The sequence below is a fragment of the Candidatus Saccharimonas sp. genome (genome assembly GCA_015256915.3).
In the GTDB taxonomy this organism is placed as follows: domain Bacteria; phylum Patescibacteriota; class Saccharimonadia; order Saccharimonadales; family Saccharimonadaceae; genus Nanogingivalis.
The window spans coordinates 313611-338109 of record CP076101.2 but is presented as its reverse complement, the minus strand read 5'-3'; the positions used below and the strand labels follow the sequence as shown (position 1 = coordinate 338109).

The window sequence follows — 24499 nt, the reverse complement described above, 5'->3', positions numbered from 1 at the left end:
AAAGTAAAATAGAGCGTTAAGTCGCTCTATTTATTTTGGTAGATGATCATTGAATCGCCATATGATAGAAATTTATATTCACCATTTTGAATTGCGTGATTGTAGGCATTTTTAAGATTTTCCCAGCTGGCAAAAGCACTTGCAAGCATTAAAACTGTTGATTTTGGCGCGTGGAAATTCGTGATTAAACCTTGAATTGTTTTAAACTCATATCCTGGAAAAATAAAAATATCTGCTTCACCGGATAAATCACCATTTTGAGATTTCGAAATCTTGCTTAAATCTTCACGATTACCAGAATTTCCGTTTAGGTTTTTTTCGAAAATTGCATTATGGGCATATTCGAGTGTTCTAGCGACTGTTGTGCCGAGTGCGAATACTCTACCGCCATTTTGTGCGGTTTTTTGAATTTTTGCAACAGTTTTTACTGGAATTTCAAAGTATTCCTGATGCATTCGGTGTTCTTCAATTTTTTCAACCCGAATTGGCATAAAAGTTCCAAGCCCAACATGAAGTGTTAAGTATGCAATTTCTACGCCTTTTTCTCTTAATGAGTTCAAAATTTCATCAGTCATATTTAGGCTGGCGGTTGGTGCTGCAACCGATCCTTTTTCTTCCGCAAAAACAGTTTGATAGCGCTCGATATCAAGTGGTGTAGCGTTTCTTCTCATATATGGCGGAAGAGGAACTGTACCAAAGTTTTCGCAAAGATCACGAAGATCAATTTTTGAGCTCACAATCGCGAGTCCGTCGCCAAGAATTTCTTCAACTTTAATTTCTGCTTTTTCGAAATTATTTTTGGCGAGATCTTTTAATGAAGAATCTTTTACAAAAAGCTTGTCACCAGATTTGATTTTTCCACGATACATAACTTTATGTTTGTGCCAATCGCTATCAAAACTGTGTCGCTCTAAAACAACTAATTCGCGCTCAGCTCCACTCTCTTTTGTGGCGAAAAGCCGTGCTTTAATAACTTTCGTATCATTCAAGATGAGCAAATCGCCACTCTCAAAGAAATCCACAATATTTTTATAAAAGCTATCAGTAATTTTACCACTTTTTCGATCTAAAGCTAGTAATCTCGAACTGCCACGAACTTTTGGCGGATGTGCTGCGATTTTATTTTCAGGTAATTTATAAGTGTAATCTTTTAGTTCCATTTTTATATTTTATCACTTTTCGAAATAGCTTTCAATAAAAGAGATAGATTGTGATTTTTATAAAATTACTAAAAACTATTGACAAATATATAAAAATATGATAAACTACTACTCAGTTGATAGATAGCTTAAAACTAAATAGTAAGGCTTCTATCAAGAACATTAAAAGTTGAAGAATGAGTTTTGGTTACTCATATTTTTCCTTTTTGTGGTCTTGATGGAAGCCTTTTTGTTGCATAATGTCTAAAAGGCAAAAATAAAAATTCCTAAGGAGGAAAAAAATATGAAGAAAACTAATAAATGGACCAAACTTGGTATTTCGTTACTCTCTGTCGCTATTCTCGGTGTTACTGTTCCAGCTTTAACTGATACACCTATTTTTGGTGCTACTATTGTAAAAGCAGAAGAGATGGGAACACTACAGCCATTGAAATACCGTATTAGGTATCATATTGGAGGGGGGCAAGAAATTGCACCGCCTAAAACTGGGGTTATAAACCCTGGTGAAAGCATCAATATTTATAAAGATATTGATGGATATGAAATAGTCACCCATCCTGATTGGATGCCGGGCTATCTCATGACGCATGAGATAGCTAACACGTATTTCTATGGTGCATCAGACGGGTACGTTGAGATGTACCTAAAATACAAGAAGAAAGAAACTCCAGCGCCAACGCCAGATCCAACTCCAGCGCCAACGCCAGATCCAAATCCAGCGCCAACGCCAGATCCAACTAAAGATCAAAAAGATCCAGCTAAACCTGATAAACCTCAATTGCCAGAAACTGGTGAAAAAGATTCAGCTGGCATAACCTTGCTAGGGTTGCTAACAGCTACTCTGGCGTGGTTTGTGCTTCGAAAAAAGTCTTAAAATAACTCAGTCTATCAACTAAAATAAGCCCCCTCATTAGAGGGGCTTTTAAATTATTTAATATTTATATATGTAGGACTAAATTAGCATTTATTATAAAAATAGCTTAGCTTTATTTTTTGTGTATTTTATGGTATACTATTTTTAATGTTAGATTCATTTTTGCATAAAACTTTACGCATTCCATATAGATTAAATATTACAAAAATGCGAAAGTCTCAAAACCCAAAAGCTGTGGTGATTTTTATTCATGGAATTGCGAGTGATGCTGGAATGTGGCAAAAAGCCGAAAGTGAAATTGAGGGCGAACTTGATATTTATGCGGTTGACCTAATTGGGCACGGAGAATCTCCTAAACCAAAATGGCCAGGCGCCCAACAGCTTGGAGTCCAAGCAAGAGCTATTCGAAGGATGACTTTTCTAATGAAAAAATATAAAAAACCGCTCTTCCTAGTTGGGCATTCAATGGGATCTTTGGTAGCGGCAGAATTTTCGAAAAAGTATTCGAATGTAGTAGATGGAATTTTTCTACTTTCACCGCCAATTTATTCACCAGAAGAAGCGCGCGGCACAATCCAGGAATCTATTTTAAAAAAAGGTTATGAAAAAATCGTTAAGAAGCCCGAAAAATCAATTAAATTCGTGAATGCAGTTATTGATACTGGTGCGGTTGATGTTGATAAATTTGAATCTCAAGAACAATTTAGGCCGATTCGAAGATCTTTAAAAGAAGCAATAATTGAACAAGATACTTTCGCGGTACTTTCAAAAACTAAAACGCCAACTAAAATTATTTATGGAGTTTTTGACCCTGTTGTGATTGGGCGAAATATTCGAAAACTTGGTAGGATCAATAAAAATATCACAACTTCAAGAGTTTTGAGTGCTCACGACCCGACGAGGTCAATGATTGAGCAGGTTTCGAAAGGTATTGATAAGATTTTAAAGGAGAAATATGAATAAAAAAGTTATTTTAACGGGCGACCGACCAACTGGGAAATTGCATATTGGTCATTATGTTGGCTCACTAAAAAAGCGCGTGGAATTGCAGAATTCGGGCGAATATGAAACTTTTATTATGATTGCCGACACGCAAGCTTTAACTGATAATGCAAAAAATCCTGAAAAAGTTCGAAATAATGTTTTGCAGGTTGCTTTAGATTATTTAGCAGCAGGAATCGACCCTTCGAAAACTACAATTTTTGTGCAAAGTCAAATCTCACAACTACCAGAACTTGCGATGTATTATGCGAACCTAGTTTCGATTTCTCGCCTTGAGCGGAACCCGACCGTTAAAACTGAAATCAAGCAAAAAAACTTCGGTGAAGGCGTACCGAGCGGTTTTGTATTTTACCCAATTTCGCAGGCGGCGGATATTACGGCTTTTAAAGCAACTCATGTACCAGTTGGTGAAGACCAGATGCCAATGATTGAACTGACTCGCGAAATTTCTCGATCATTCAATCAAACATATGAAACAGATACGCTTGTTGAGCCGGAGGTTATTCTTTCTAAAGAAGGTATTGAACGACGCTTGCCGGGAATTAATGGAATGGAAGCTAAAATGAGCAAAAGCTTAAACAACGGTATTTATCTGGCAGATTCTTTTGAAGAAATGCGTGCGAAGGTGATGAAAATGTATACCGACCCTGAGCATATTCGGGTTGAAGATCCTGGAAAGATTGAAGGAAACGTAGTTTTTGCGTATCTTGATATTTTTGCTGAAGATAAAGAGAAAGTTGCTGAAATGAAAGCTCACTACCAAAAAGGTGGCTTGGGTGATGTTGCGGTTAAAAAATACTTGATCGAAGAGATGGATAAAGTTTTGAAGCCTATTCGTGAAAAACGAGCTGAGCTAGAAAAAAATCCTGAAATAATTTATGAAATTCTTAGAAAAGGAAGCTTAAAGGCTGAAAAAATCGCAGCGCAAACCCTTAAAGAAGTTAAACAAGCAATGAAGATTGATTATTTTGGAGATAAAAATGGCAAAGTTTAATTCTGGTGATATTTTAAAAATTTTGCGAAAGTTTCAAGTTGCAGGTGAAGAAAATGTTCCGCGAGATGTTGAAGAGCTAAAAAAGATTACCGCCGATGAATTTTCAGAAATTTTCACTTTTAAATTTAACAAACATAAGTTTTTTATCGTGGTTGATGGAATGGCTGAAGATGATGAATTCTATATTCAAGATCTTCTTCGAAAGCATTTTGGTGATATTGAAGGTGAATTAATTAAGAATCCACTTGATTCAATGATGAGCTTTGCTTTACCGTTTGAAGGTAAAGATATCTATCTCTTTCGAAATATTGCTTCAAAAACAAGACTCGATATTTATTTGACTGAAAATTACCCAGAATTTTCGCGAGCAACAATTCAAAAATATATTAAAAATGGCTTTGTAAAAGTAAATGGAAGAATCGCGAAAAAACCAAAAGATGCAATTGAAAAAGGTGATAAGATTAAGCTCGAAATTCCAGAAAAAACTGCTGAAAAAATCAACTTTCCAATACTTTTTGAAGATGAAAATGTTATTGTAATAAATAAGCCTCGTGGAATTCTAACGCATAGCAAAGGTGCTTTGAATGATGAATTTACTGTTGCGGATTTTTTTGAAAGTCGTGGCGCAAAATTTGGTAAAGGGACAAATCGTGTTGGGATTATTCATAGGCTTGACCGTGAGACTTCCGGTGTAATAATTGGCGCAAAAAATGATGAAGCTGCTAAAAAGCTGCAAAAGCAATTTTCAGAACGGACTGCGAAAAAAACCTATGTGGCAATCGTTAAAGGTGTTTTGAATCCAAAAAAAGCCTTAATTGATCTACCTATTGCGAGAAACGGCTCAGCTCCGAGCACTTTCATGATTCATGCAAAAGGAAAGCCAGCCCAAACTAAATATGAAATTCTTAAGGAAAATGAAAATTTTTCGTTAGTAAAACTTATGCCAAAAACTGGTCGAACACATCAATTGCGTGTTCATTTAAGCTATCTAAACCATCCAATTTTAGGCGATAGAGTTTATGATAAAAATATTTCGAAATCTGAAAGTGAAGATAGGATGTTTTTGCATGCGCAAAGTTTAGAGATTACAATTCCACCAAAAAAGGGTGAAAAAGAATCGCAAAGAATGATTTTCGAAGCAGAAACTCCTGAAAATTTTGAGTTATAAAAATGAAAGATTTCTTTGAAAATATAATTTTAAATTCGCATGCAACGATTGTGGAAATCCCTCGTGGGTTCGGTTTTGAATTTGCTCTAAAAAAGTTAAAATTTTTGAAAGATATTCAAATAATTGAATTCAGGCCAACTATTCACGGTGCGCAAAAAACTGAAATTATCAATGTTGAAGATATTGAATTTTTACAGCAAAAAGCAAATGTAAAAAGTGTAAAAAAACGTTGTTTCGTATTGATGAATGCTGAAAAAATGAATGAATCTGCGCAAAATAAATTCTTGAAGCTTTTTGAAGAACCAAATGCTAATACATCTTTTGTGCTTTTGACTGAAAATAAGAATGCCTTCGAAAAGACTATACTTTCACGAGCGCAGATTTTACGAATTCCGCCAATATCGGAAATTGATTCGATTAAGATGCTGCAAAAATCAAAATTGAGTGAAGATGATAAGAAAAAAATTCTATTTATGGCGAATGGTTTACCTGGTGAAATTGATAAACTTTTGAACAGTAAAAAATATTTTAATGAACAGATGGAGATTGCTGAATTTGCAAAAAGGTGGTTTTTGGGTTCGAAATTTGAAAAAATATTAATTGTAAAAGATTTAAAACTGGAAAGAAATGATATTCTAAAGTTTTTAGAAATTTTGCTTAAAATGGTTGACCAAACTTTTGCTCAAAATCCAAAAAAAGGAGCAACAACGGCAAAGAAAATTCTTAGAGCTTATGATAGGATCTCTAAAAATGGAAATATCAAGTTGGTTCTGCTTGATTTAATTATTGGCTAAAATTTGCTAAAATGCTGATTTCTATGCTATAATATATTGGTATGTTAGTTTTGATTTTAATTATTGTTCTTAGTGCTTATGTTTTTCTAAAAAATCCTGAAAAATTAACAAAAAATGCCCTACCAGATAATTTTGCGAATAAAATTGATAAGCTGTGGCGTGTAGCGCAAGAGGCAATTATTGATAAAAAATATTTGCGAGCAGAGAAAGTTTTATTAACAATTTTGCGATTTGATGAAAGAAATGCTACGGCATATAACCGTTTAGGGATAATATATGCGGGCCAAAAGAAGTTTGACGATGCTATTGAATGTTTCGAAATTGCTCAAAGCTTAGAAAGTAGCGCATCGAGTCTTCATAACGTTGGCTTAATCTATCTTGAAACCGAGAATTATCAAAAAGCTGCCCTAGCATTTGAACAAGCTATAGAAATTGAAGATTCTGTGCCGACTCGATATATTGCTTACGCCCGAGCTCTTGAAAAAATGGGAAAAGATAAATTGGCGATTTCAGCACTAGAAAAGGCTATAGAACTTGACGAAAGACCTCAAACTTTACGAACTCTCGGTGCGCTCTATCTTAAAGTTGAAAATATAGAAAAAGCAAAAGAAATTAAAGATAGATTGGAGTTGTTAAAAGATAACAGAAGGGTTATAAAACAAAACCGAATCTCTAATGAATCAATTTCAACCAAAAAAATTGCAATGTAAAATCAGGCTTAATGACCTGATTTTATTTTTACTTCCTAAAGAGAGTTGTTTAAAATCTAAGAACTAGTGATAGCTGGCTTTTCGAAATAATAAAAATAGCCTCCCGAGAGACTATTTATTTTTAGATCTGCTTGAAGCAATAAATAACTGGATAACTGAAACAAGAATAATCACTGAGCAAATAAACCAGAATTGACTAATGTTTGGCAAGTTAAATTCGAAAAATTCACGTAAGATCGGAGCGCTAAAAATTACACCAGTGAAAATTAAAGTTCCAATAATATATATTGTTCTACGAATTTTGTTATTTTTTGAGGGCTTTGAGCCAAGGAATATTTCGCTCAAGATTGTTGCAAAAACACCGAACCAAGCGGTTACAATTACAACGGTTGCTAAAATTCCATGCATTATGTGCTTACTTGCGAGACTGCCATCAACTTTAAAATATAAACTAATATAAATAAATGAAATTGCTAAACCACTTAAAATTGCTACTGGTGCAATTGAATAAAGTGTGTCCCGCCAGAAGTTCTTAGGGTTAATTTTAGCTTTAGGTATTGGTGGAAAAAGTGTGGTCAAAACTGTTGGCATTGTCACTAAAATAAAGTTCATATAAGTAATATGACGTGGTAGGAATGGGTAATTGACGCCGGCAAGCATTGTTGCAAAAAGAATTGTTACACCAAGAATAATTTTATGGAAGAACAAAATCGCAATCATCTCAATCGAAAGCATAATTCTATTCCCAACCTTCACGCCACTTGGTAGAGAAGTGAAAGAATTATCCATTAAAACTAAATCTGCCACACGGCGAGTTGCAGGAGCGCCATCAAACATAGAAATTCCCAAATCTGATTTTTTAATCGCAAGAGCGTCATTTACACCATCGCCAATCATTCCTGTATATAGTTTGTTTTTCTGAAAAACACCAATAATTTTCTCTTTTTGTTCAGGCAAGACTCGTGCAAAAATTGTATTTTCAAGAACAGACTTTTCGAAGTCTTTTTTCGAAAGATTAGCAAGTTCTGCGCCAGTTATGTATTTTTCAGCATTTTTAATTCCGGCCTCAAGAGCAATAAAACTCACAGTTCGTGGATTATCTCCGGAAATTACACGAATTGAAACGCCACGATTTTGCAAAAAACTAACGGTTTCTTGAACATTTGGTCTCAGGGTATTTTTAAGTGTAATTATTGCAATTGGCTCAAGTTTTTCGCTTTCGAGAAGTTTTGAAATTTTGCCAGATTTTTGAAATTTTGCTAGAAGTAAAACTCGCAAGCCCTGAGACGCTAAATTGTCGATTTTTTTCGAAATACTTTCAGATTTACTATCTTTTGAAAGGTTTTTTAGAATAAATTCAGGAGCACCGAAAACGATAGATTCTTCTTTGCTATTGTTAAGAAAAGTCATTCCAGATAGTTTTCGCGAACTCGAAAAAGCCATATAGTCTATAATTTTAAGATTTTTACTATCTTTAAATTCATTTAAAATAGCTTGAGCTGTGGCATTTTTCTCAGCAGATTCCGAGTTTAAAGTATTTAGAATTTGAGCAATTTCTTCTTTCGAAAAGTTTTTATTGATAACTTCGCAAGAATTAAACTCAATTTCAGGGGAGGTTAATGTTCCGGTTTTATCTGTTGCAAGAACCTCCAATAGAGCCATATCTTCGATTGCAGAAATTTTTTGTGGCAGAACTTTAGCTTGGAGTAATTTTAATGAACCGTAAGCGAAGAATAGCGAGCTCGCAAGCAACAGACCTTCAGGAACAACAACAACCGCAGCGGAAGTTATAGTTTTTAAAATCGTAGTTGGATCTTCTTTAAAAATAAAGAAATAAACCACGCAAATCACTATAGCTAGAGCGAGCGCAAACCAGCTTAATCTTGAAATTAATTTCGAAATTTTTTGTTGAATTGGTGTGAGTTTTGGTTTGTAGTTTTTGAGTTTTGCCGCCATTTGACCGGCTTCGGTATTTTCACCAACAGCTAAAACCTCAGCTTCAGCTTCACCCGAAACTACGATTGAACTCGAAAGAATTTTATCGCCAACATTTTTCGAAATCGCATCGCTTTCTCCTGTCAGAATTGATTCGTTAACTTCAAAAGAGTTCGACTTTGTGATTTTTGCATCTGCTGGAATTTCGTCGCCAGTTTTTAGAAAAATCTTGTCGCCATCTTGAAGTTCGGTGAATAAAATTTCTTCAAGCTTTCCATCACGAAAAACCATTGCTCTGGGTGCACTCATTAATTCAATTTTTCGAAGGGTTAAATATGCACGAACCTCCTGAATTGTGCCAATAAAGGAATTTACTAAAATTACAAAAGAAATAAACCATGCATCACGAACCTCGCCAACAAGCAAAAGCCCGCCCGCAAGAATAAAAATTGCAATTGAAATTGGGGAAATAAAGTTTCGAAAAATGATTGTTTGAATGTGTTTCATAGTTTATATTATATCAGTTTTTTAAACAAGAAAAAACCCTCAAAATGAGGGGTATGAAAATTATTTTTTAACATTAAGACCGGCGATTAAGCCATAGTATGCATGCAGGTCTTTATGTTTTTCAATAAATTTCCTATTTTCATGAATGATTCGAAGTTCTCTAGCTAAAGATTTTGGCGTTTTCTTGAAGAGCATCCTGCGAGATTGCTCTTCTGAGCGGATCTTGGTAAGGATTTCGCTTTTAGAAAGTTTTTCTTCTGAATTGAGAATGATATGGTTTGACAATTCATTTATAAGGCCCGAAGAATAAAAATGACTATTTTTAAAAAGTTTAGCATTAAATCCAGCCCTTGCAAGTGGTCTAGCATTTATTTTTTGTGGAATTGCACAAACTAAATAATCAATTTTCGAATTATTTTTAGCGTATTTAACAACTTCTGAAAATAACTCGGTTAATTCATTGCTGTTAGCTTTAGGTGCAGTAGTGGCAGCATTCACGAAATCAGATAATGCGTAAACATTTATAGATTTTTTATCAGCTTGAATTTCTTTAAGAAATTTAAACCCAACCGCTGTGGTCACTTCGTTGTTCTTTCGAATAAAAAACCACTCTTTCTTACTATCAAATTCTTCTTGCGAATATGACCCACGTGTGAGAATTTGCAAATTCATGATTTGTTCTACGATTTTCTTTTTGAGCTCGTCGCTCTTAGAATCATATAGAACTTCGATATTATTAGTCTTAAATAATTTAAGCATAAAAAAATGTACCTCCGATATGGACTAAATATAATAATATTGTAACATTTTTAGAAGCTAGAGACAAGAATAAGCTTTATTTTTATCATAAAATATGGTAAAATTTGAAAATAAATATTATGAGACTACTAAAAAACTTCAAACAATCTTGGGATTTTTTCTATAAAAATAAATATGGTCTTTTGATTGGCGCTTCAGTTTTGCATTTTGCGATGTCGGTGATTGGGGTGAATTTACTTTTTTGGGTTTTTAAACTAATTTTATTGTTTTCGAACCAAGAAAATATAACCAAAGACAACTTTTATTTGATTTTTTCAAATCCGTTGAGCTTGTTTTTATGTGTAATTTATATTTTGTTAGTTGCATTTTTAACCTTTGCGGAGTTTTTTATTTTAATCAATTTTATCAATTCCAGAAGAGAAGGCTCAGCTTTTTCGATAAAAACCACTTTAGCAAAATCTTTCATGAAATTAAAAGGTTTAATAGGTTTTCAAGTCTTCTTTTTTATAATTTATTTTATTTCGATGGTGCCTCTTGAAAATCTTGGGCTTTCGAGTACAATCACTGAACGACTTCGAATTCCTGCATTTATTACGGGTGAAATTTCTAAAACACTAACAGGAACTTTGCTATATTTTGTTTTAATTTTCACAATTTTTTATATAAATTATCGCTTAATTTTTACTTTACCACGTACAATTTTGAAAGATGAGCCGCTTTCGAAAAGTATTAAAGAAAGCTGGAAGGCCACTAAAAAGAAGATGCCACAAATTTTAATTCCAATTGGCATTTTCGAAATTATCTTTATGTTTGCAGGATTGCTGCTTATGCTTATTGTTGCTGGGATTTTGGGAATTTTTAAACCTTTTATGGGATTTTTACTTTCGAAGACAATTCTTCAAACAATGTTTGATGTGGTATTTTTTGCTTTTTCGGTTTTTACGAAAATTTCAATTGTAATTATTTTGCTAGATAATATTGAACCTCAAAAATCGAAAACTATTGAAAGCAAAAAAGAAAAAAGAAAACGATCAAGTATTCTTATGCTTTTGATGATTTTATTTTTGGTTGGTTCAACAGCAATTAATGGAATTCAGATTTATTATAGTAAAATTGATACGAAAATTCTTAAAATTGCGCATCGTGGTGATGTTCATGGCGGGGTTGAAAATTCGCTTGAGGCGCTTGAATCGGCCAAGAAAAAAGGTGCAGATTATGTGGAAATGGACATTCAGTTAACGCGAGATGATCATTTTGTGGTTGTTCATGACTATAATTTGCGTCGATTAACAGGTCGAGACGCACGCGTTCGAGATTTGAATTTGAATGAAATTAGAAAATTAACTATTTCTGAAAATGGTTTCGAAAGTAGAATTCCAACTTTTGAGGAATATGTAAAACAAGCAGAAAAATTAAAAATTAAGCTTTTGGTTGAATTAAAACCTAGTGGTGATGAACCAGAAAATTTTGCTGAAATGTTCGTGAATAAATTTCGAAAACTTGGCGTGGAGCGAAAATTTAAAACAATGTCGCTTGATTTGAATTTAATGCGAAAAATTGAAAAAATCGCACCAGAAATTGAAACTGGTTTTGTGATTCCTTTGCAATTTGGGGATTTTGATGATTCTAAAATTGATTTTTATGTAATTGAAGATTTCTCCTATCGGCGGTATTTGGCTTTAAAAGCTCATAAAAAACACCGAAAAATTTTTGTTTGGACATTAAATACTAGAAGTGAAATTTCAAAATATCTACAGGAGCCAATCGATGGAATAATTTCTGATGAGCTTGAAATGATTAACGAAATTGAGAAAGAAGACCGTTCGAAAGAATCAATTTTTAAAACTTTTATACGAATTTTAAAGCTTAAAATGTAACTATTATTTTATTATTTAAGCCAATATAAATTTTATGAAAAACTTATTTTGAAATATATTTTAAACAAAAAGGCTGAAAAAGCTTGAAAAATAATAATAATTATGATAAAATTACAAGGTTAATATTAAATGCGAGTGAAATTTGGGAGATTTTGCGCCTCATTTCGAAAGAGATGACCAGCACGAAGCAAACAAACACTCTTTAAATGAAAGGAAAAGTTCAATGAGTCGAATCGGAAAACTACCTATTGAGGTTCCGGCTGGTGTGACAATCACGATTGACGAGAACGAGATTTCAGTTAAAGGCGCTAAAGGCGAACTAACTGTGCCTCATTTGTCAGATGTAACTGTCGAACTTGACGGCACAACTTTGAAGGTTGTTCGAAAAAATGACGAACGAGTAGCGCGAGCACAACACGGCTTGCAACGAGCTCTTTTGAATAACGCTGTAGTTGGCGTAACAAAAGGCTTCGAAAAGAAATTAGAAGTTAACGGAGTTGGTTTCCGTGTTCAAACTAACAATCCACAAGAGCTTGAAATGCAACTCGGTTTCTCACACCCTGTAATTTATAAAGCAAAAGAAGGAATCACTCTTTCTAACGATAAAATGGTTATTACAGTTGCAGGAATCGACAAACAAGCTGTTGGTCAAGCTGCGGCAGAAATCCGCGCATTGAAAAAACCTGAACCGTATAAAGGTAAAGGTATCAAATATGTTGATGAAGTTATCTTGCGAAAAGCGGGAAAGGCAGGTAAATAATGTCTAAAGCATTAGCACTTAAGAAGCAAAACTTAGCTTTGCGAAAAGGTCGCGTTCGAGCAAAAATTTCAGGAACTGCTGAACGCCCACGATTAACTGTAACTATTAGTAATTTGCATGTTTCAGCTCAAATTATTGACGATGTTGCGCAAAAAACTCTTGTTTCAGCAACAACTGTTGGTTCAAAAGCTAAAGGAACAAAAACTGAACTTGCTGCTAAAATTGGTGCAGAAATTGCCAAAAAAGCTAAAAAAGCTAAAATTAATACAGTAGTATTTGACCGAAATGGTCGTCAATATGCGGGTCGTTTGCACGCATTGGCAGATGCTGCTCGTAAGGAAGGATTGGAGTTCTAAATATGGCTGAAGCTCAAAAAACTCAGGCTCCACGCCGAAATAACGACCGAAACAACGGTCGAAATGGTCGAAAAAATGACCGCCGAAATACTAATCGACGCCAAGAACGCGAAGAAAAACAATTCGAAGAATTAGTAATTAACATTGACCGCGTTTCTCGTGTCGTTAAAGGTGGACGACGCTTCCGCTTTAAAGCCCTTGTTGTTGTAGGTGACCGCAAAAACAAAGTTGGCGTTGGTGTAGCTAAAGGTCAAGATGTTACTGCAGCTATCGCTAAAGCAACAAATGTTGCAAAGAAAAATATGATTGAAATCGCGCTTGAAGGCGATACAATTCCACACGAAGCTGAGAAAAAAGTAACTGGTGCTCACGTTCTTTTGAAACCTGCAGCTCCTGGTACTGGTATTATCGCTGGTGGTGTTGTTCGACAAATTATTGGTGTAACAGGAATCCGAAACATGCTTTCGAAATCACTTGGCTCAACAAATAAAGTTAATATTGCTTACGCAACTATAGATGCTTTGAAGAGCCTTGTTCCTAAAGAACAGTGGTTAAATGCACCAAAAGCTAAAAAGGAGACTAAGTAATGAAATACAATGAACTCCAAGTTTCTGCAAATAAAGATAAAATTCGTGTTGGTCGCGGTATCTCAGCCGGTCGTGGTAAAACTGCTGGTCGTGGTACTAAAGGTCAAGGAGCTCGAACAGGAAAGAAACTTCGTGCAACTTTCCAAGGTGGTCAAAATCCACTTGTTCAAGCGACTCCAAAAGCTCGAGGATTCAAATCTTTGCGAAAACCAGCTCAAGTTGTGTATCTTGACCACTTGAACGATTTGGCTGGTGAAGTTGATAACTTCCGACTTTTTGAAGAAGGTTACATTTCAACACCTTTCCATAAAGTTAAGGTTATCTCACGAGGTGAATTGAACGAAAAAGTTACTTTAAAAGTTCAAGCTGCTTCGAAATCTGCCATTGAAGCTATCGAAAAGGCTGGCGGAAAATTCGAAAAAGTTGCAACACCTTTGAAGAAATCTGCAAAAGAAGAAAAATAATTCTTCTGGAAGTATTTAAAACAGCTCAAAACGAGCTGTTTTAGTTTTAGATAAAAATATTTAAAACTGGTTTTTTTTGATTTTTGTGCTAAACTATATATATGACAGATAAAGATATAATTTCAATAAAGAACTTTAAGCTGTCGTTTGGTAATAAAGAAATTATTCGCGGACTAAGTTTTAATGTTAAAAAGGGCGAAATTTTTGGTTTTTTAGGATCAAACGGAAGCGGAAAAACAACAACAATTCGAGCTTTGCTAGGAATTTATCAGGCAGATTCGGGCGAACTTTTAATTAATGGTGAAGAATTTTCTCCCGAAAGAGTTGGCGCAATTGGATATTTACCAGAGGAGCGCGGTCTTTATAAAAAAGAAAAAGTTATTGATGTGATGCAATATTTTGGGCGACTTAAAGGTCTTTCAAAAAAAGAAGCTCAAGAGTTCTCAAAAAAATATTTGAAGCGTGTTGGCTTGGAAGATAAGGCGAACTTAAATATCGATAAGCTTTCAGGTGGCCAGCAGCAAAAAATCCAGTTAGGAATTACCATTATGGGTAAACCCGAAATACTTATTTTGGACGAGCCAACAAAAGGTTTCGATCCTGTTAATCGCCAACTTCTTATGGATATTATCGAGGAAGAAAATGCTCGTGGCGCCACAATTATGATGGTAACTCACCAAATGGAAGAAGTTGAGAAAATTTGTAACCGTGCATTACTTTTAAAAAATGGTAAAATGGAAGCTTATGGAACGGTTGATGAAATTCGAAATAAATTTGGCGAACAACGAATTATTCTTGAATTTGTGGGAGAGTTGCCAAAGAGCGATAAATTTGAGATTATAAAAAAAGAAGCAAACTATGCCGAACTCTCATTAAAAGCCGATTCACAAGAAATTCTGAAAGAATTGGTTTCGAAAAATCTGCAAATTATAAACTTTAAGGTTCAAAAATCAACTTTAAATGAGATTTTTTTGAATATTTATGGCGAAGAAAACGAAGTGGAAAATGAGGTAAAAAATGTATAATCTAGGAACAGTTTTAAGGTTCGAAATCTTCCGTGCACTGAAAAAGCCAACTTTTTGGATTGCAATTTTTGCAATTCCTGTAATTTATGGTGTAATGTTTATGTTTGGCGCAATTTCAGGCTCACAAGCAAAGGAGAATCAAGAAAAATTAGCAAAAGAGAGTTTTTCTTTCCAGGTTCAAGATGAAAGTGGCTTAATTTCTAAAGAGCTTGTTTTACAATTAAAAGGCAGTTTTTCGAATGATAAGCAAAAAGCGATCGAAGCCGTAAAAAATGGAAAAATTAGTGCATTTTATTTTATACCAAAAGATTTAACCAGTGAAAAGGTTGAAATTTATGGAAAAAATACTAATATCAATGAAAACGGCAAATATTCAGCGGTTTTAAAAACTATTTTGAAGAATTCTGGCGTCCAAGCTACGAATAAAAATCAGTTAGCGTTGATTAATGAAACTTATAAAACTGAGCAAACATTTTTCAAAAATGGTGAAAAGTATAACCAATTCCCAGAAATGATTGTACCGGGAATTTTCTTAGCAATATTCTATTTTATTACTGTTTTTCTTTCAAACCGAATGCTTACGAGCACAACTGAAGAAAAAGAAAACCGCGTTACAGAGATGATTTTAACCAGCATTTCAGCTAAAACTTTAATTTTGGGAAAAATTATTTCAATTATGGTTTTAGGACTCGTTCAAATTTTAACAATAATTCTACCAATTGTCATTGGGCTTATAATAATTTCAAGTATTGGAACGCTTGCAAAAGATTTAAATTTACCAGATTTTATGCCAATTATCTCGGCTATTAAATGGGATTTTGGTACAATTGCAATTTCTGCTGTAATTTTAATTGCTGGATTTATGATGACAACAGGGTTTATTGTTGCGCTTGGTTCGGCGATGCCAACTGCACAAGAGGCTTCAAATTATTTTGCAGCAATTATTATGCCACTAATGATGCCCCTTTTCGTGCTTCCTTCATTCCTTTCGAGTGAGCCAAGCGCTTTAACTGTCTTCTTAAGCTATTTCCCGCTGACTTCACCAATTTCTTTGCTTCTTCGAAATATGCTGGGAACTTTGAGCTTAGCAGAAGCCCTTATTGGAATTTCGCTTCTTGTCATTTTTGCGATTTTTGCCGTGTGGCTTGCTGTGCGAATTTTCCGCTTTGGAACAATCTCTTATGGTTCAAAAGTAAATCTTAAAAGTATTTTTTCAAAAAAGAAAATTGCTTAAATTAGCTTAAAAAAACTAACAAGAGCTGTTCGAAAAGGACGGCTCTTGACTTTTATTATAAAAAGTTGTATAATTTAAAAGACTTTCAAAGTCAATTTTTCTGGAGGTGGAACATTATGAGATTCAGCGAGGATGTTTTGATAAATATATTTGAAGAAATTTTCAAAGATAAGGTTCAACGTGCTTATGATGAAAACTCTTCGATATTTTTTATTGGTCACAGATATTCTATGGAATATAATTTTTTAGAAGGTTACATATCCCTCAATGAATATCCTAAAATAATTGGAGTCATTTATATGAGTGAGGATGATGTCTTTTCAGAAAATGTATTTGATGATCTTATTTATGATGTTAGACTTTTTGAGGATAAGATCAAAAAATTAATAGAGTACAATAAGAGAAAAGCTCACCGTAAGTTTATTTCTCGTTAAAACAATTTCTTGCTTTAAGCCTCATTTTGAGGCTTTTCTTTTTTTGAAAAAAATAAATTTTCAGGATTTTTTAAGTAAAGCGTGATAAAATAAAAATATGAGAATTTTGATTGTTGAAGATGAACGAAAAATTGCTCGAGCGCTTGGGCGAGCTTTGAAAAACGAAAAATACGCCGTGGATATTTCGCACGATGGAACTGATGCTTACGCGATGGCGGAAATGATTGATTATGATTTACTTATTCTTGATCGAATGATTCCGGGAGATTATGATGGTTTGAGCTTAACTAAAAAGCTCCGCGAAGAAGGTAAAAGAGTACCAATTTTACTTTTAACAGCATTGGGTGAAATTAAAGATAAAACCGAGGGTTTAGATAGTGGTGCAGATGATTATTTAACGAAACCTTTCTCTCTAGATGAGCTTTTAGCGCGTGTTCGAGCGTTGCTTCGAAGGCCGCAAACCCAAGCTGAAACTATTCTAAAAATCGCAGATCTATCATTAGATTTGAACGCGCACGAAGTTCTTCGAAATAATCAAAAAATCGAACTTACCAATAAAGAATTTTCACTTCTTGAATATTTAGTACGAAATACTGGCCGGCCAGTTTCGAAAGAGCAAATTATTGCGCATGTTTGGGATTATGATGCAGATATTTTGCCGAATAATATTGAAGTTTATATCAGTTATTTGCGCGAAAAAGTTGATAAGCCTTTTGAGAAAAAACTAATTAAAACCGTTCGAGGAATAGGGTATAAAATTGATGAGTAATAAAGAACGGAGATTATTTAAATTCGGTGGCGATATTTTTAAAAGTACTCATTTTAGCCTTTCGATGCTATATTTTTTGATTTTGCTAACGATTGTTGGAATTTTTAATATTGTAATTTTTTATTCGATCAATACAAATACTATGGAAATTTCCACACCACTCATTGAAACAAGTTTTTCGAAAGACAAAAATAGCTATGGAACAGATGAGCTTCGTGAAAAAATCATTACAGCAAGGAACAAACGAGCTAGCGAACAGATTACTGAATCAATTCTAATCTTAGATTTTTTAATTTTATTGGCTGGCGGTATTGGTAGTTTTTGGCTGGCGCGCCGTGCTTTAGAACCTCTTGAAAAAGCTCACAAATTACAGTCTGAATTTGTTTCAAATGCGAGCCACGAAATTCGAACGCCACTTGCAGCAATCCAGCTTGAAACTGAAATAATTCTAAAAGATAAAACAGCTTCAAAAGATGAACTTCGTGAAGTTCTGGAGAGCAATTTAGAAGAAGCAAAAAGCTTAACTGCGATGGTGAAAATGCTGCTCAGTCTTTCGAAAATTAATGAAGAAATTCCACTTTCAGCTGTGAATTTGAACGAAACTATTAAGGCTAGAATTTCAAAATTTCCAGATGCGGAAAAGAAAATTAAGTTCGAAGATGGCAAGGAATTTATTGTTCAAAATAACGAAACGGCAATTGATGAAATTGCTATGATTCTGATTGATAATGCGCTGAAATATAATGTTTCGAAAGAGCCGATTGAAGTGAAGATTTTTAGGCAAAATCGACAAGCTGTTTTATCTGTCTCAAATTTTTCGAATGAAATTCCGCAAGATGAATTAAATAAGTTTTTTGATCGATTTTATAGATGTGATAAAGTTAGAAGTTGTAATAATCACACGGAAGGCTATGGTTTAGGGCTTGCAATTGCAAAAAAGCTGGCGGAAGAAACGCACAGTGTAATTTTAGCCAAAAATGAGAGAATTCCGAAAACTAAAAAATTCAAAACTACATTTTCGGTTTTAATGCGATTTTCAAGATAGTTTTTTGATTAAAACTCTTGATTTTTAAAGATATTTGTGCTAGAATAATTGGTGAACTTTATTTACGTAAATATAAAACTTGGCCATGCGAGGGTCGTAACAGGGAAAACCCGCTTTCGAAACCACGCGAATGCCAAGCTTTAATCGTGGAAAGTTTAACTAATATTAAATTAATTGGGAGCATAAGTGAAATGAAAACACTTCTCGGTACCAAAATTGGTATGACCCAAATCATCGGTGAAGACGGCGTTGTTACACCAATCACGCTCGTTCAAGCCGGCCCTGTAACTGTGACTCAGGTTAAAACCGTTGAAACAGACGGCTACAACGCAGTTCAAGTGGCATTTGGTGAGGGTAAGAACCTGAGCAAGGCCGTGGCTGGACATGTAAAACCAGCAGAGGTAACTCCGAAGCATCTTCGTGAGTTCCGCGTTGACGAAATTCCTGCGGATATAAAAGTTGGCGCTAAAATTAATGTCGAAGCTTTCGAGCTTGGCGACATTGTTGATGTAACTGGAACAAGCAAAGGTAAAGGTTTTGCTGGAACAGTTAAGCGACATAACTTTAACACAAGCAAGAGTTCGCACGGTGGAAACGGAAACGTGCGTCGTGTTGGGTCAATCGGCTCAATGTATCCACAAAAAGTCTTCAAAGGTAAAAGAATGCCTGGACGAATGGGTCACGACAAAGTTACTGTTAAAAATCTAACAGTTGCTTACATCGATGCAGAAAATAACTTAATTGGGCTAAAAGGTGCTGTACCAGGACCAAAGAAGGGTCTTATCAGCATTGGAGGTAAAGCATAATGGCTGAAAAAACAACTCTTCCAAAAAGCGTTTTTGCAGTTGAAGTTCGAAATCATGAACTATTAAAGCTTGCCTATGACGCTTATCTTGCTAACAACCGCTTGGCAAGTGCTACAACAAAACAACGCGGTGAAGTTCGTGGTGGTGGTAAAAAGCCATGGCGACAAAAAGGAACTGGTCGCGCACGATTTGGATCAATTCGAAACCCAATCTGGCGAGGTGGTGGTATTGTTTTTGGACCACGCGGTAACGAAAACTACACTAAAAAGATTTCGAAAACTTCAAAACGAGTTGCTCTTCGACAAGCTTTGACAGTTCAAGCTGATAAAGTTCTTGTTGCAGAAATCAAAACAACTGGTAAAACTGCTGAAGTTGCAAAATTCTTGAAAGAGAATAAATTGAATCGACGAGTTCTTATTGTTGCTGAAAAAACAGATGAACTTATCCGTGCAACCAATAATATCAGTGAAGCTCTACTTGTTTCGCCAATGTATCTAAATGTGTTCGACATTTTGAACGCTGATCACATTGTTATTGCGCCAAAAGCAATTGAAGCAATTGAAAGCTGGCTAGGAGGAGAAAAATAATGGCAATTAAACCTATTACTCCACGTGCAACTGAGAAAGCTTATGCTCTTTCTACAGCAAAAAATGTTTACGTATTTAATGTACCGCTAACTTTGAATAAGAACCAAATCAAAGAAGCGATTGAAAAAGAGTTTGAAGTAACTGTAACTGGCGTTCGAACTGTTGTTCAGGCTGGTAAAACTAAACGAATCAACAAATCTCGAAATCCAAAACGATATGTTGCAGGTTCAACAACTCAAAAAGATATTAAGAAAGCTTATGTAACCGTAAAAGAAGGCGATAAGATTGCAATCTTCGAAGGTGCTGAAGCTGAAACTGCTGAGGAGAAGAAGTAATGGCTATTAAAAAATATAACCCTACGACTCCTGCTCGACGCGGTATGACGACTGAAGACTATAGCGAAATCACAACTCGAAAACCGCTAAAAAGTCTTCTTAAAGCGAAAAAGCAAAATGCTGGACGCAACAACTCTGGTCGAATTACAGTTCGACACCGAGGTGGTGGTGTTAAGCGACATTACCGAATCTTTTAATCACAAATTGCCAACAGTAAATGACTTTAACAGTTCGAGAAATCGAATATGATCCAAACCGAAGTGCACGAATCAAGTTTCGAGTTCAAGATCAAAATGGTAAATTTTACTACAGTTTTGGCTGGACACTTCAATGTTCCAAGGTAAAGTTTTCCGAAACTGGTAAAAAAGATATTGAAATTGAAGCTTCAAACCGAATGCCACTTTCAGAAATTCCTGTTGGTTCATTGATTTACGCAATCGAATCACACCAGGAAAAGGTGCGCAAATGGTTCGTTCAGCTGGTGCTAAAGCTCAGTTAATGGCGAAAGAAAGTGACTATGCTCAGGTAAAATTACCTTCAGGTGAAGTTCGAAAATTCCGCTTAGAAGCTGAAGCTACGCTTGAACGGTTGGAAATATTCAACATCAGAACGTAAAAATTGGTTCCTGCCAGCCGAAATCGCCGTAGAGGTATTCGCCCAACAGTTCGTGGTGTTGTTATGAATGCTGTAGATCACCCACACGGTGGTGACGGTGGACGACACGGAATTGGTCGCTCAACTCCACGCACACCTTGGGGTCAACCAACTCTCGGCTACAAACTCGCCGACGCAAGAGTACTAATAAATTTATCGTGAAGAGTCGTCAATGAAGCCAAGAGAGAAAATAAATGAGTCGTTCATTGAAAAAAGGTCCGTTTATCGACTTCAAGCTTGCTAAAAAGGTAGCGGCTCTTGGAGCAGATGACCGAACAGTGATTAAAACCTGGGCTCGCTCAAGTACAATTACACCAGAAATGGTTGGTCGAACTATCGCTGTTCACAACGACGTTTACATATTCCGTATATATTTCAGAGAATATGGTTGGACACAAACTTATGAATTTGCGCCAACACGTATAAATCGAAAACACGGCGGAAAGGATAAGAAATAATGGCTAATGTAACAACTCGTGCCTACATTAAAGGTATTGGTCAGACTCCACGAAAAAGTTTCTCACCGGCAAGTCTTGTTCGTGGTCGAACTGCTGCTGATGCATTAGTAATTCTTGATCACACTCCACGTCGAAGTGTTTAGCTGTTAAAAAAGCTATCCAATCAGCTGCAGCTAATGCTAAAAATAACGATAACGCCGATCCAAAAACTCTTGTAATCACAACTTTGTCGGTTACTGCTGATCACGATTGAAGCGATTTAAACCTCATATGCGAGGAATGGCACTTCCTTTCCAGAAAAAACTTCAAACATTTTGGTCGAAGTTTCTGGCGTTGTTAAAGAGAAGAAAGCTCCAGCTAAAAAAGCTGAGGTTAAGAAAACTATCGCGAAAGCAGAGAAAGCAGAGCAAATAATGGGTCAAAAAGTTAATCCGATTAGCTTCCGTTTGCAAGCTCATAAAAACTGGGATTCACGATGGTTTTGCCCAGAAAAAAGATTTTGCGAAATTCTTAATTGAAGACGACAAAAATTCGAAAACTATCGAGATTCGGTGACCAACAATTGACCGAATCGAAATTGAACGAACAGGAAACCTTATCACTGTTTCAATTCATACAGCAAAAGCTGGCGTTGTAATTGGTCGTGGTGGTGCTGGTGTTCAAGAACTTAAGACTCAACTTGAAAAAATGGTGAGTTTACCAGTTCGAATCAATATTGAAGAAGCTCGTCGACCGGAGCTTTCGGCTAAATTGGTTGCTGAAAATATTGCTAGACAATTGAGCGACGAATTAACTTCCGCCGAGCCAGTAAAATGGCATTGCAAAATACAATGCAAGCCGGTGCGAAAGGTGTTCGTATCGAGGTTGCTGGACGATTGGGTGGAGCTGAAATGAGCCGCCGCGAGAAATTCTCTGAAGGATCTGTTCCTCTTCATACAATTCGCAGATATCAACTACCACGGAGCACGTTCACAAACTCCTGCTGGAATGATTGACAAAAAGTTTGGATTAATAAAGGTGGTGCGAACGACAAGTAATGGCTATTTTATTACCAAAGAAAACCGCTCACCGAAAAGTTCGAAAAGGTAAAAACCCAGGCCGAGCAACTCGTGGAAACACTGTTGCCTTCGGTGACTATGGATTGGCTAGCCTTGAGAACGAGCGAATCAACTCGCGACAAATCGAATCAGCCCGAACAGCGATGACTCGTTATATTAAACGTGGTGGTCGTTTGATTCGAATATTCCCTCATACACCAGTTACTCGAAACCACAAGATGTGAAAATGGGTAGCGGTAAGGGAAATCCAGAATTCTTTGTGGCTAAAGCGTAAGCTGGAACAGTTATGTTCGAAATGAACGGTGTTTCAGAAGGTTGCATGAAGCTATGCGGCTTGCTGGCCACAAACTTCAGTAAAAGTTAAATTCGTAAAGAAAGGTGAAATCTAATGGCGACTACATTGACAGGTGTTGTTTCGAGCGCTAAAGCCGACAAAACTATCACTGCAATAGTTCATAGCCGTGAAACACAATCTAATTTACGGCAAGCAATATACTGTAACTCGAAAATATACTGCTCATGATGAAAACAATGAAGCTGGTGAAGGTGACAAAGTTATCGATTAAAGAAGTTCGGACCACTTTCGAAAACTAAGAGTTTTGCTTTAGTTGAAATTGTCGAAAAAGCTCGAGGTTCAGTAGAATTGAAAGAGGAGGCATAATGATTCAGCAAGAAAGCCGACTTAAAGTAACAGATAACAGTGGCGCAAAAGAGATCCTTTGCATTCGTGTACTAGGTGGTTCAAAACGCCGATACGCACGAGTTGGTGATATCATTGTTGTTACTGTTAAAGATGCTAAACCGTAACTGGTAATATTAAAAAGAAATCAGTTGTGAAAGCTGTTGTCGTGCGAACTGGCACCAAATTCGTCGAAAAGATGGTTCGACTATCTGCTTCTGATGATAATGCGGCCGTAATTATCGCTGACGACAAAACACCAAAAGCGACTCGTGTATTTGGTCCTGTGCCACGCGAACTTCGTGATTTGGGATACAGCAAAATTATCAGCTTAGGCTCCGAGGTGCTCTAATAAGTGGCGTTAAATGGAATCGTTAAGGGTGATAATGTTGTAATTATCAGCGGAAAAGATAAAGGTGTTACTGGTGAAGTTGTAAAAGTTTTGCCAAAGAAAAATGCTGTTTTGGTTGAAGGTGTTGGTAAAAAACATCGCCACATCAAACCAAATCAATTCAATCCGCGCGGTGGAGTAAAGGACATTCATGTTCCAACTCCAGTTCATAAAGTTAAAAAAGTAGAAGCTAAAAGCGCTAAATCAAGCAAAAAAGGAGATAAATAATGGCTAAAACTGCTGTTTATGTTCCTCGCTTGAAAACTCTTTACAAAGATAAAATTGCTAAAGAACTCCAAAGCGAACTAGAGCTAACAAATATCCACCAAGTTCCAAAGCTTGAAAAAATCGTTGTTAGCGTAGGAACAGGTAAGAAAAAGGAAGACAAGCGTTTTCAAGAAGTTGTAAAAAATACAATTACAAAAATCACTGGTCAAGTTCCAGTAGAGCGTTTGCCTAAAAAATCAATTGCAACCTTTAAAATTCGCGGTGGAATGGGTGCACCGATTGGTCATAGCGTAACTTTGCGTGGCGATCGAATGTATGAATTTCTTGATCGCCTAGTAAATGTAGCTTTGCCTCGCGTGCGTGACTTCCATGGTGTTGGAGCAAAAGGTTTCGATAAAGGCGGAAATTACAATTTGGGAATTTTAGAACAATCTGTTTTCCCAGAGCTAACTTTTGAAGAAACTCAAATTCTTCACGGCTTGCAGGTAACTTTCGTTATTAAAAACGAAGGCGAAGCTCACAGTCGGGCATTGCTTGAAAAATTCGGAATTCCGTTTGAAAAGAAAGGAAAAGCGTAAATGGCTAAGAAATCAATGATTGCAAAAGACTTAAAACGCAAAAAAATGATTGAAAAATATGCTGCAAAACGCGCCGAATTGAAAGCCGCTGGCGACCAAGAAGGTCTTCAAAAGCTTCCACGCAATTCAAGTCCTACACGCCTTAAGAACCGCGACAACTTTGATGGTCGACCACGCGGTTATATGCGACGATTTGGTATGAGCCGAATCACTTTCCGCGTTAAAGCCTCAAAGGGTGAAATCCCGGGCGTAACAAAAAGTAGTTGGTAGA

At 35.8% G+C, this 24499-nt stretch carries 27 protein-coding genes and 5 pseudogenes; 29 read left to right on the top strand and 3 right to left on the bottom strand.

Features of this window, described 5'->3' with window-relative positions:
• Window positions 1-26 precede the first annotated feature (26 nt).
• Complete coding sequence (gene queA / locus HXL38_001780) at window positions 27-1160, bottom strand: tRNA preQ1(34) S-adenosylmethionine ribosyltransferase-isomerase QueA (protein QWB90708.1); 1134 nt, start codon at window positions 1158-1160, stop codon at window positions 27-29.
• A gap of 283 nt (window positions 1161-1443) precedes the next feature.
• On the opposite strand from queA, the gene HXL38_001775 reads away from it, so the two are divergent.
• From HXL38_001775 to HXL38_001750, 6 genes are all read left to right on the top strand, one after another.
• Window positions 1444-2034: an LPXTG cell wall anchor domain-containing protein gene (locus HXL38_001775; GenBank protein ID QWB90707.1), complete on the top strand. Its 591-nt coding sequence runs from the start codon at window positions 1444-1446 to the stop codon at window positions 2032-2034.
• A gap of 147 nt (window positions 2035-2181) precedes the next feature.
• Window positions 2182-2997 carry an alpha/beta hydrolase gene (locus HXL38_001770; GenBank protein ID QWB90706.1) on the top strand — a complete coding sequence of 272 codons (816 nt, stop codon included), beginning with the start codon at window positions 2182-2184 and terminating at the stop codon, window positions 2995-2997.
• A complete protein-coding gene (gene trpS, locus HXL38_001765; GenBank protein QWB90705.1) occupies window positions 2990-4030 on the top strand; it encodes a tryptophan--tRNA ligase in 1041 nt (346 codons plus the stop codon). Before HXL38_001770 ends, trpS begins: the two co-directional genes overlap by 8 nt.
• Window positions 4017-5198: an RluA family pseudouridine synthase gene (locus HXL38_001760; protein ID QWB90704.1), complete on the top strand. Its 1182-nt coding sequence runs from the start codon at window positions 4017-4019 to the stop codon at window positions 5196-5198. The genes trpS and HXL38_001760 overlap by 14 nt, the downstream gene beginning before the upstream one ends.
• A gap of 2 nt (window positions 5199-5200) precedes the next feature.
• A complete protein-coding gene (locus HXL38_001755) occupies window positions 5201-5992 on the top strand; it encodes a hypothetical protein (protein QWB90703.1) in 792 nt (263 codons plus the stop codon).
• A 41-nt stretch (window positions 5993-6033) separates the two neighbouring features.
• The gene (locus HXL38_001750) at window positions 6034-6702 is read left to right on the top strand and encodes a tetratricopeptide repeat protein (GenBank protein ID QWB90702.1); all 669 of its coding nucleotides are present in this window, start codon (window positions 6034-6036) and stop codon (window positions 6700-6702) included.
• A 111-nt stretch (window positions 6703-6813) separates the two neighbouring features.
• On the opposite strand, the gene HXL38_001745 is transcribed toward HXL38_001750, so the two are convergent.
• On the bottom strand, window positions 6814-9144 hold the full coding sequence (locus HXL38_001745; protein ID QWB90701.1) for an HAD-IC family P-type ATPase: 2331 nt from the start codon (window positions 9142-9144) through the stop codon (window positions 6814-6816).
• A gap of 60 nt (window positions 9145-9204) precedes the next feature.
• Entirely contained in the window at window positions 9205-9903 is a 699-nt protein-coding gene (locus HXL38_001740) for a hypothetical protein (GenBank protein QWB90700.1), read from the bottom strand.
• Window positions 9904-10022: 119 nt separating this feature from the next.
• On the opposite strand from HXL38_001740, the gene HXL38_001735 reads away from it, so the two are divergent.
• From HXL38_001735 to rpsN, 23 genes and pseudogenes are all read left to right on the top strand, one after another.
• Complete coding sequence (locus HXL38_001735; protein QWB90699.1) at window positions 10023-11780, top strand: glycerophosphodiester phosphodiesterase; 1758 nt, start codon at window positions 10023-10025, stop codon at window positions 11778-11780.
• A 223-nt stretch (window positions 11781-12003) separates the two neighbouring features.
• The gene (gene rplF, locus HXL38_001730) at window positions 12004-12540 is read left to right on the top strand and encodes a 50S ribosomal protein L6 (protein QWB91280.1); all 537 of its coding nucleotides are present in this window, start codon (window positions 12004-12006) and stop codon (window positions 12538-12540) included.
• Window positions 12540-12896, top strand: a complete 357-nt coding sequence (gene rplR / locus HXL38_001725) for a 50S ribosomal protein L18 (GenBank protein ID QWB90698.1) — start codon at window positions 12540-12542, stop codon at window positions 12894-12896. Before rplF ends, rplR begins: the two co-directional genes overlap by 1 nt.
• Before the next feature lie 2 nt (window positions 12897-12898).
• Window positions 12899-13483 carry a 30S ribosomal protein S5 gene (gene rpsE, locus HXL38_001720; GenBank protein QWB90697.2) on the top strand — a complete coding sequence of 195 codons (585 nt, stop codon included), beginning with the start codon at window positions 12899-12901 and terminating at the stop codon, window positions 13481-13483.
• Window positions 13483-13947 carry a 50S ribosomal protein L15 gene (gene rplO, locus HXL38_001715; GenBank protein ID QWB90696.1) on the top strand — a complete coding sequence of 155 codons (465 nt, stop codon included), beginning with the start codon at window positions 13483-13485 and terminating at the stop codon, window positions 13945-13947. The genes rpsE and rplO overlap by 1 nt, the downstream gene beginning before the upstream one ends.
• Before the next feature lie 101 nt (window positions 13948-14048).
• Window positions 14049-14972, top strand: coding sequence for an ATP-binding cassette domain-containing protein (locus HXL38_001710; protein ID QWB90695.1), 924 nt, complete (start codon window positions 14049-14051; stop codon window positions 14970-14972).
• Entirely contained in the window at window positions 14965-16206 is a 1242-nt protein-coding gene (locus HXL38_001705; protein QWB90694.1) for an ABC transporter permease, read from the top strand. The genes HXL38_001710 and HXL38_001705 overlap by 8 nt, the downstream gene beginning before the upstream one ends.
• A gap of 116 nt (window positions 16207-16322) precedes the next feature.
• Window positions 16323-16640, top strand: a complete 318-nt coding sequence (locus HXL38_001700; GenBank protein QWB90693.1) for a hypothetical protein — start codon at window positions 16323-16325, stop codon at window positions 16638-16640.
• A gap of 97 nt (window positions 16641-16737) precedes the next feature.
• Window positions 16738-17409, top strand: coding sequence for a response regulator transcription factor (locus tag HXL38_001695; GenBank protein ID QWB90692.1), 672 nt, complete (start codon window positions 16738-16740; stop codon window positions 17407-17409).
• Entirely contained in the window at window positions 17402-18454 is a 1053-nt protein-coding gene (locus HXL38_001690; GenBank protein QWB90691.1) for a HAMP domain-containing histidine kinase, read from the top strand. Before HXL38_001695 ends, HXL38_001690 begins: the two co-directional genes overlap by 8 nt.
• 191 nt (window positions 18455-18645) lie before the next feature.
• Window positions 18646-19260, top strand: a complete 615-nt coding sequence (rplC, locus tag HXL38_001685) for a 50S ribosomal protein L3 (protein QWB91279.2) — start codon at window positions 18646-18648, stop codon at window positions 19258-19260.
• Window positions 19260-19847 (top strand): 50S ribosomal protein L4, encoded by a 588-nt coding sequence (gene rplD, locus HXL38_001680; protein QWB90690.2) that lies wholly within the window; start codon window positions 19260-19262, stop codon window positions 19845-19847. Before rplC ends, rplD begins: the two co-directional genes overlap by 1 nt.
• Window positions 19847-20182, top strand: a complete 336-nt coding sequence (gene rplW, locus HXL38_001675) for a 50S ribosomal protein L23 (protein ID QWB90689.1) — start codon at window positions 19847-19849, stop codon at window positions 20180-20182. Before rplD ends, rplW begins: the two co-directional genes overlap by 1 nt.
• A pseudogene (rplB, locus tag HXL38_001670) lies at window positions 20182-20998 on the top strand (50S ribosomal protein L2). The gene rplW and the pseudogene rplB overlap by 1 nt, the downstream one beginning before the upstream one ends.
• Window positions 20999-21030: 32 nt before the next feature.
• Window positions 21031-21294 (top strand): ribosomal protein S19 family protein, encoded by a 264-nt coding sequence (locus tag HXL38_001665; protein QWB91259.2) that lies wholly within the window; start codon window positions 21031-21033, stop codon window positions 21292-21294.
• Entirely contained in the window at window positions 21294-21437 is a 144-nt protein-coding gene (locus HXL38_03250) for an uL22 family ribosomal protein (GenBank protein QXT26510.1), read from the top strand. Before HXL38_001665 ends, HXL38_03250 begins: the two co-directional genes overlap by 1 nt.
• A 270-nt stretch (window positions 21438-21707) precedes the next feature.
• Window positions 21708-22289: pseudogene (gene rpsC / locus HXL38_001655) on the top strand (30S ribosomal protein S3).
• Between the two features lie 47 nt (window positions 22290-22336).
• A pseudogene (gene rplP / locus HXL38_001650) lies at window positions 22337-22709 on the top strand (50S ribosomal protein L16).
• A 31-nt stretch (window positions 22710-22740) separates the two neighbouring features.
• A pseudogene (gene rpsQ, locus HXL38_001645) lies at window positions 22741-23013 on the top strand (30S ribosomal protein S17).
• Window positions 23013-23383 (top strand): annotated as a pseudogene (gene rplN, locus HXL38_001640) (50S ribosomal protein L14). The pseudogenes rpsQ and rplN overlap by 1 nt, the downstream one beginning before the upstream one ends.
• 3 nt (window positions 23384-23386) lie before the next feature.
• Window positions 23387-23650 carry a 50S ribosomal protein L24 gene (gene rplX / locus HXL38_001635; GenBank protein ID QWB91254.1) on the top strand — a complete coding sequence of 88 codons (264 nt, stop codon included), beginning with the start codon at window positions 23387-23389 and terminating at the stop codon, window positions 23648-23650.
• Window positions 23650-24228 carry a 50S ribosomal protein L5 gene (rplE, locus tag HXL38_001630; protein QWB91253.1) on the top strand — a complete coding sequence of 193 codons (579 nt, stop codon included), beginning with the start codon at window positions 23650-23652 and terminating at the stop codon, window positions 24226-24228. Before rplX ends, rplE begins: the two co-directional genes overlap by 1 nt.
• Entirely contained in the window at window positions 24229-24498 is a 270-nt protein-coding gene (gene rpsN, locus HXL38_001625; protein ID QWB91252.1) for a 30S ribosomal protein S14, read from the top strand.
• The last annotated feature ends 1 nt before the right edge of the window (window position 24499 follow it).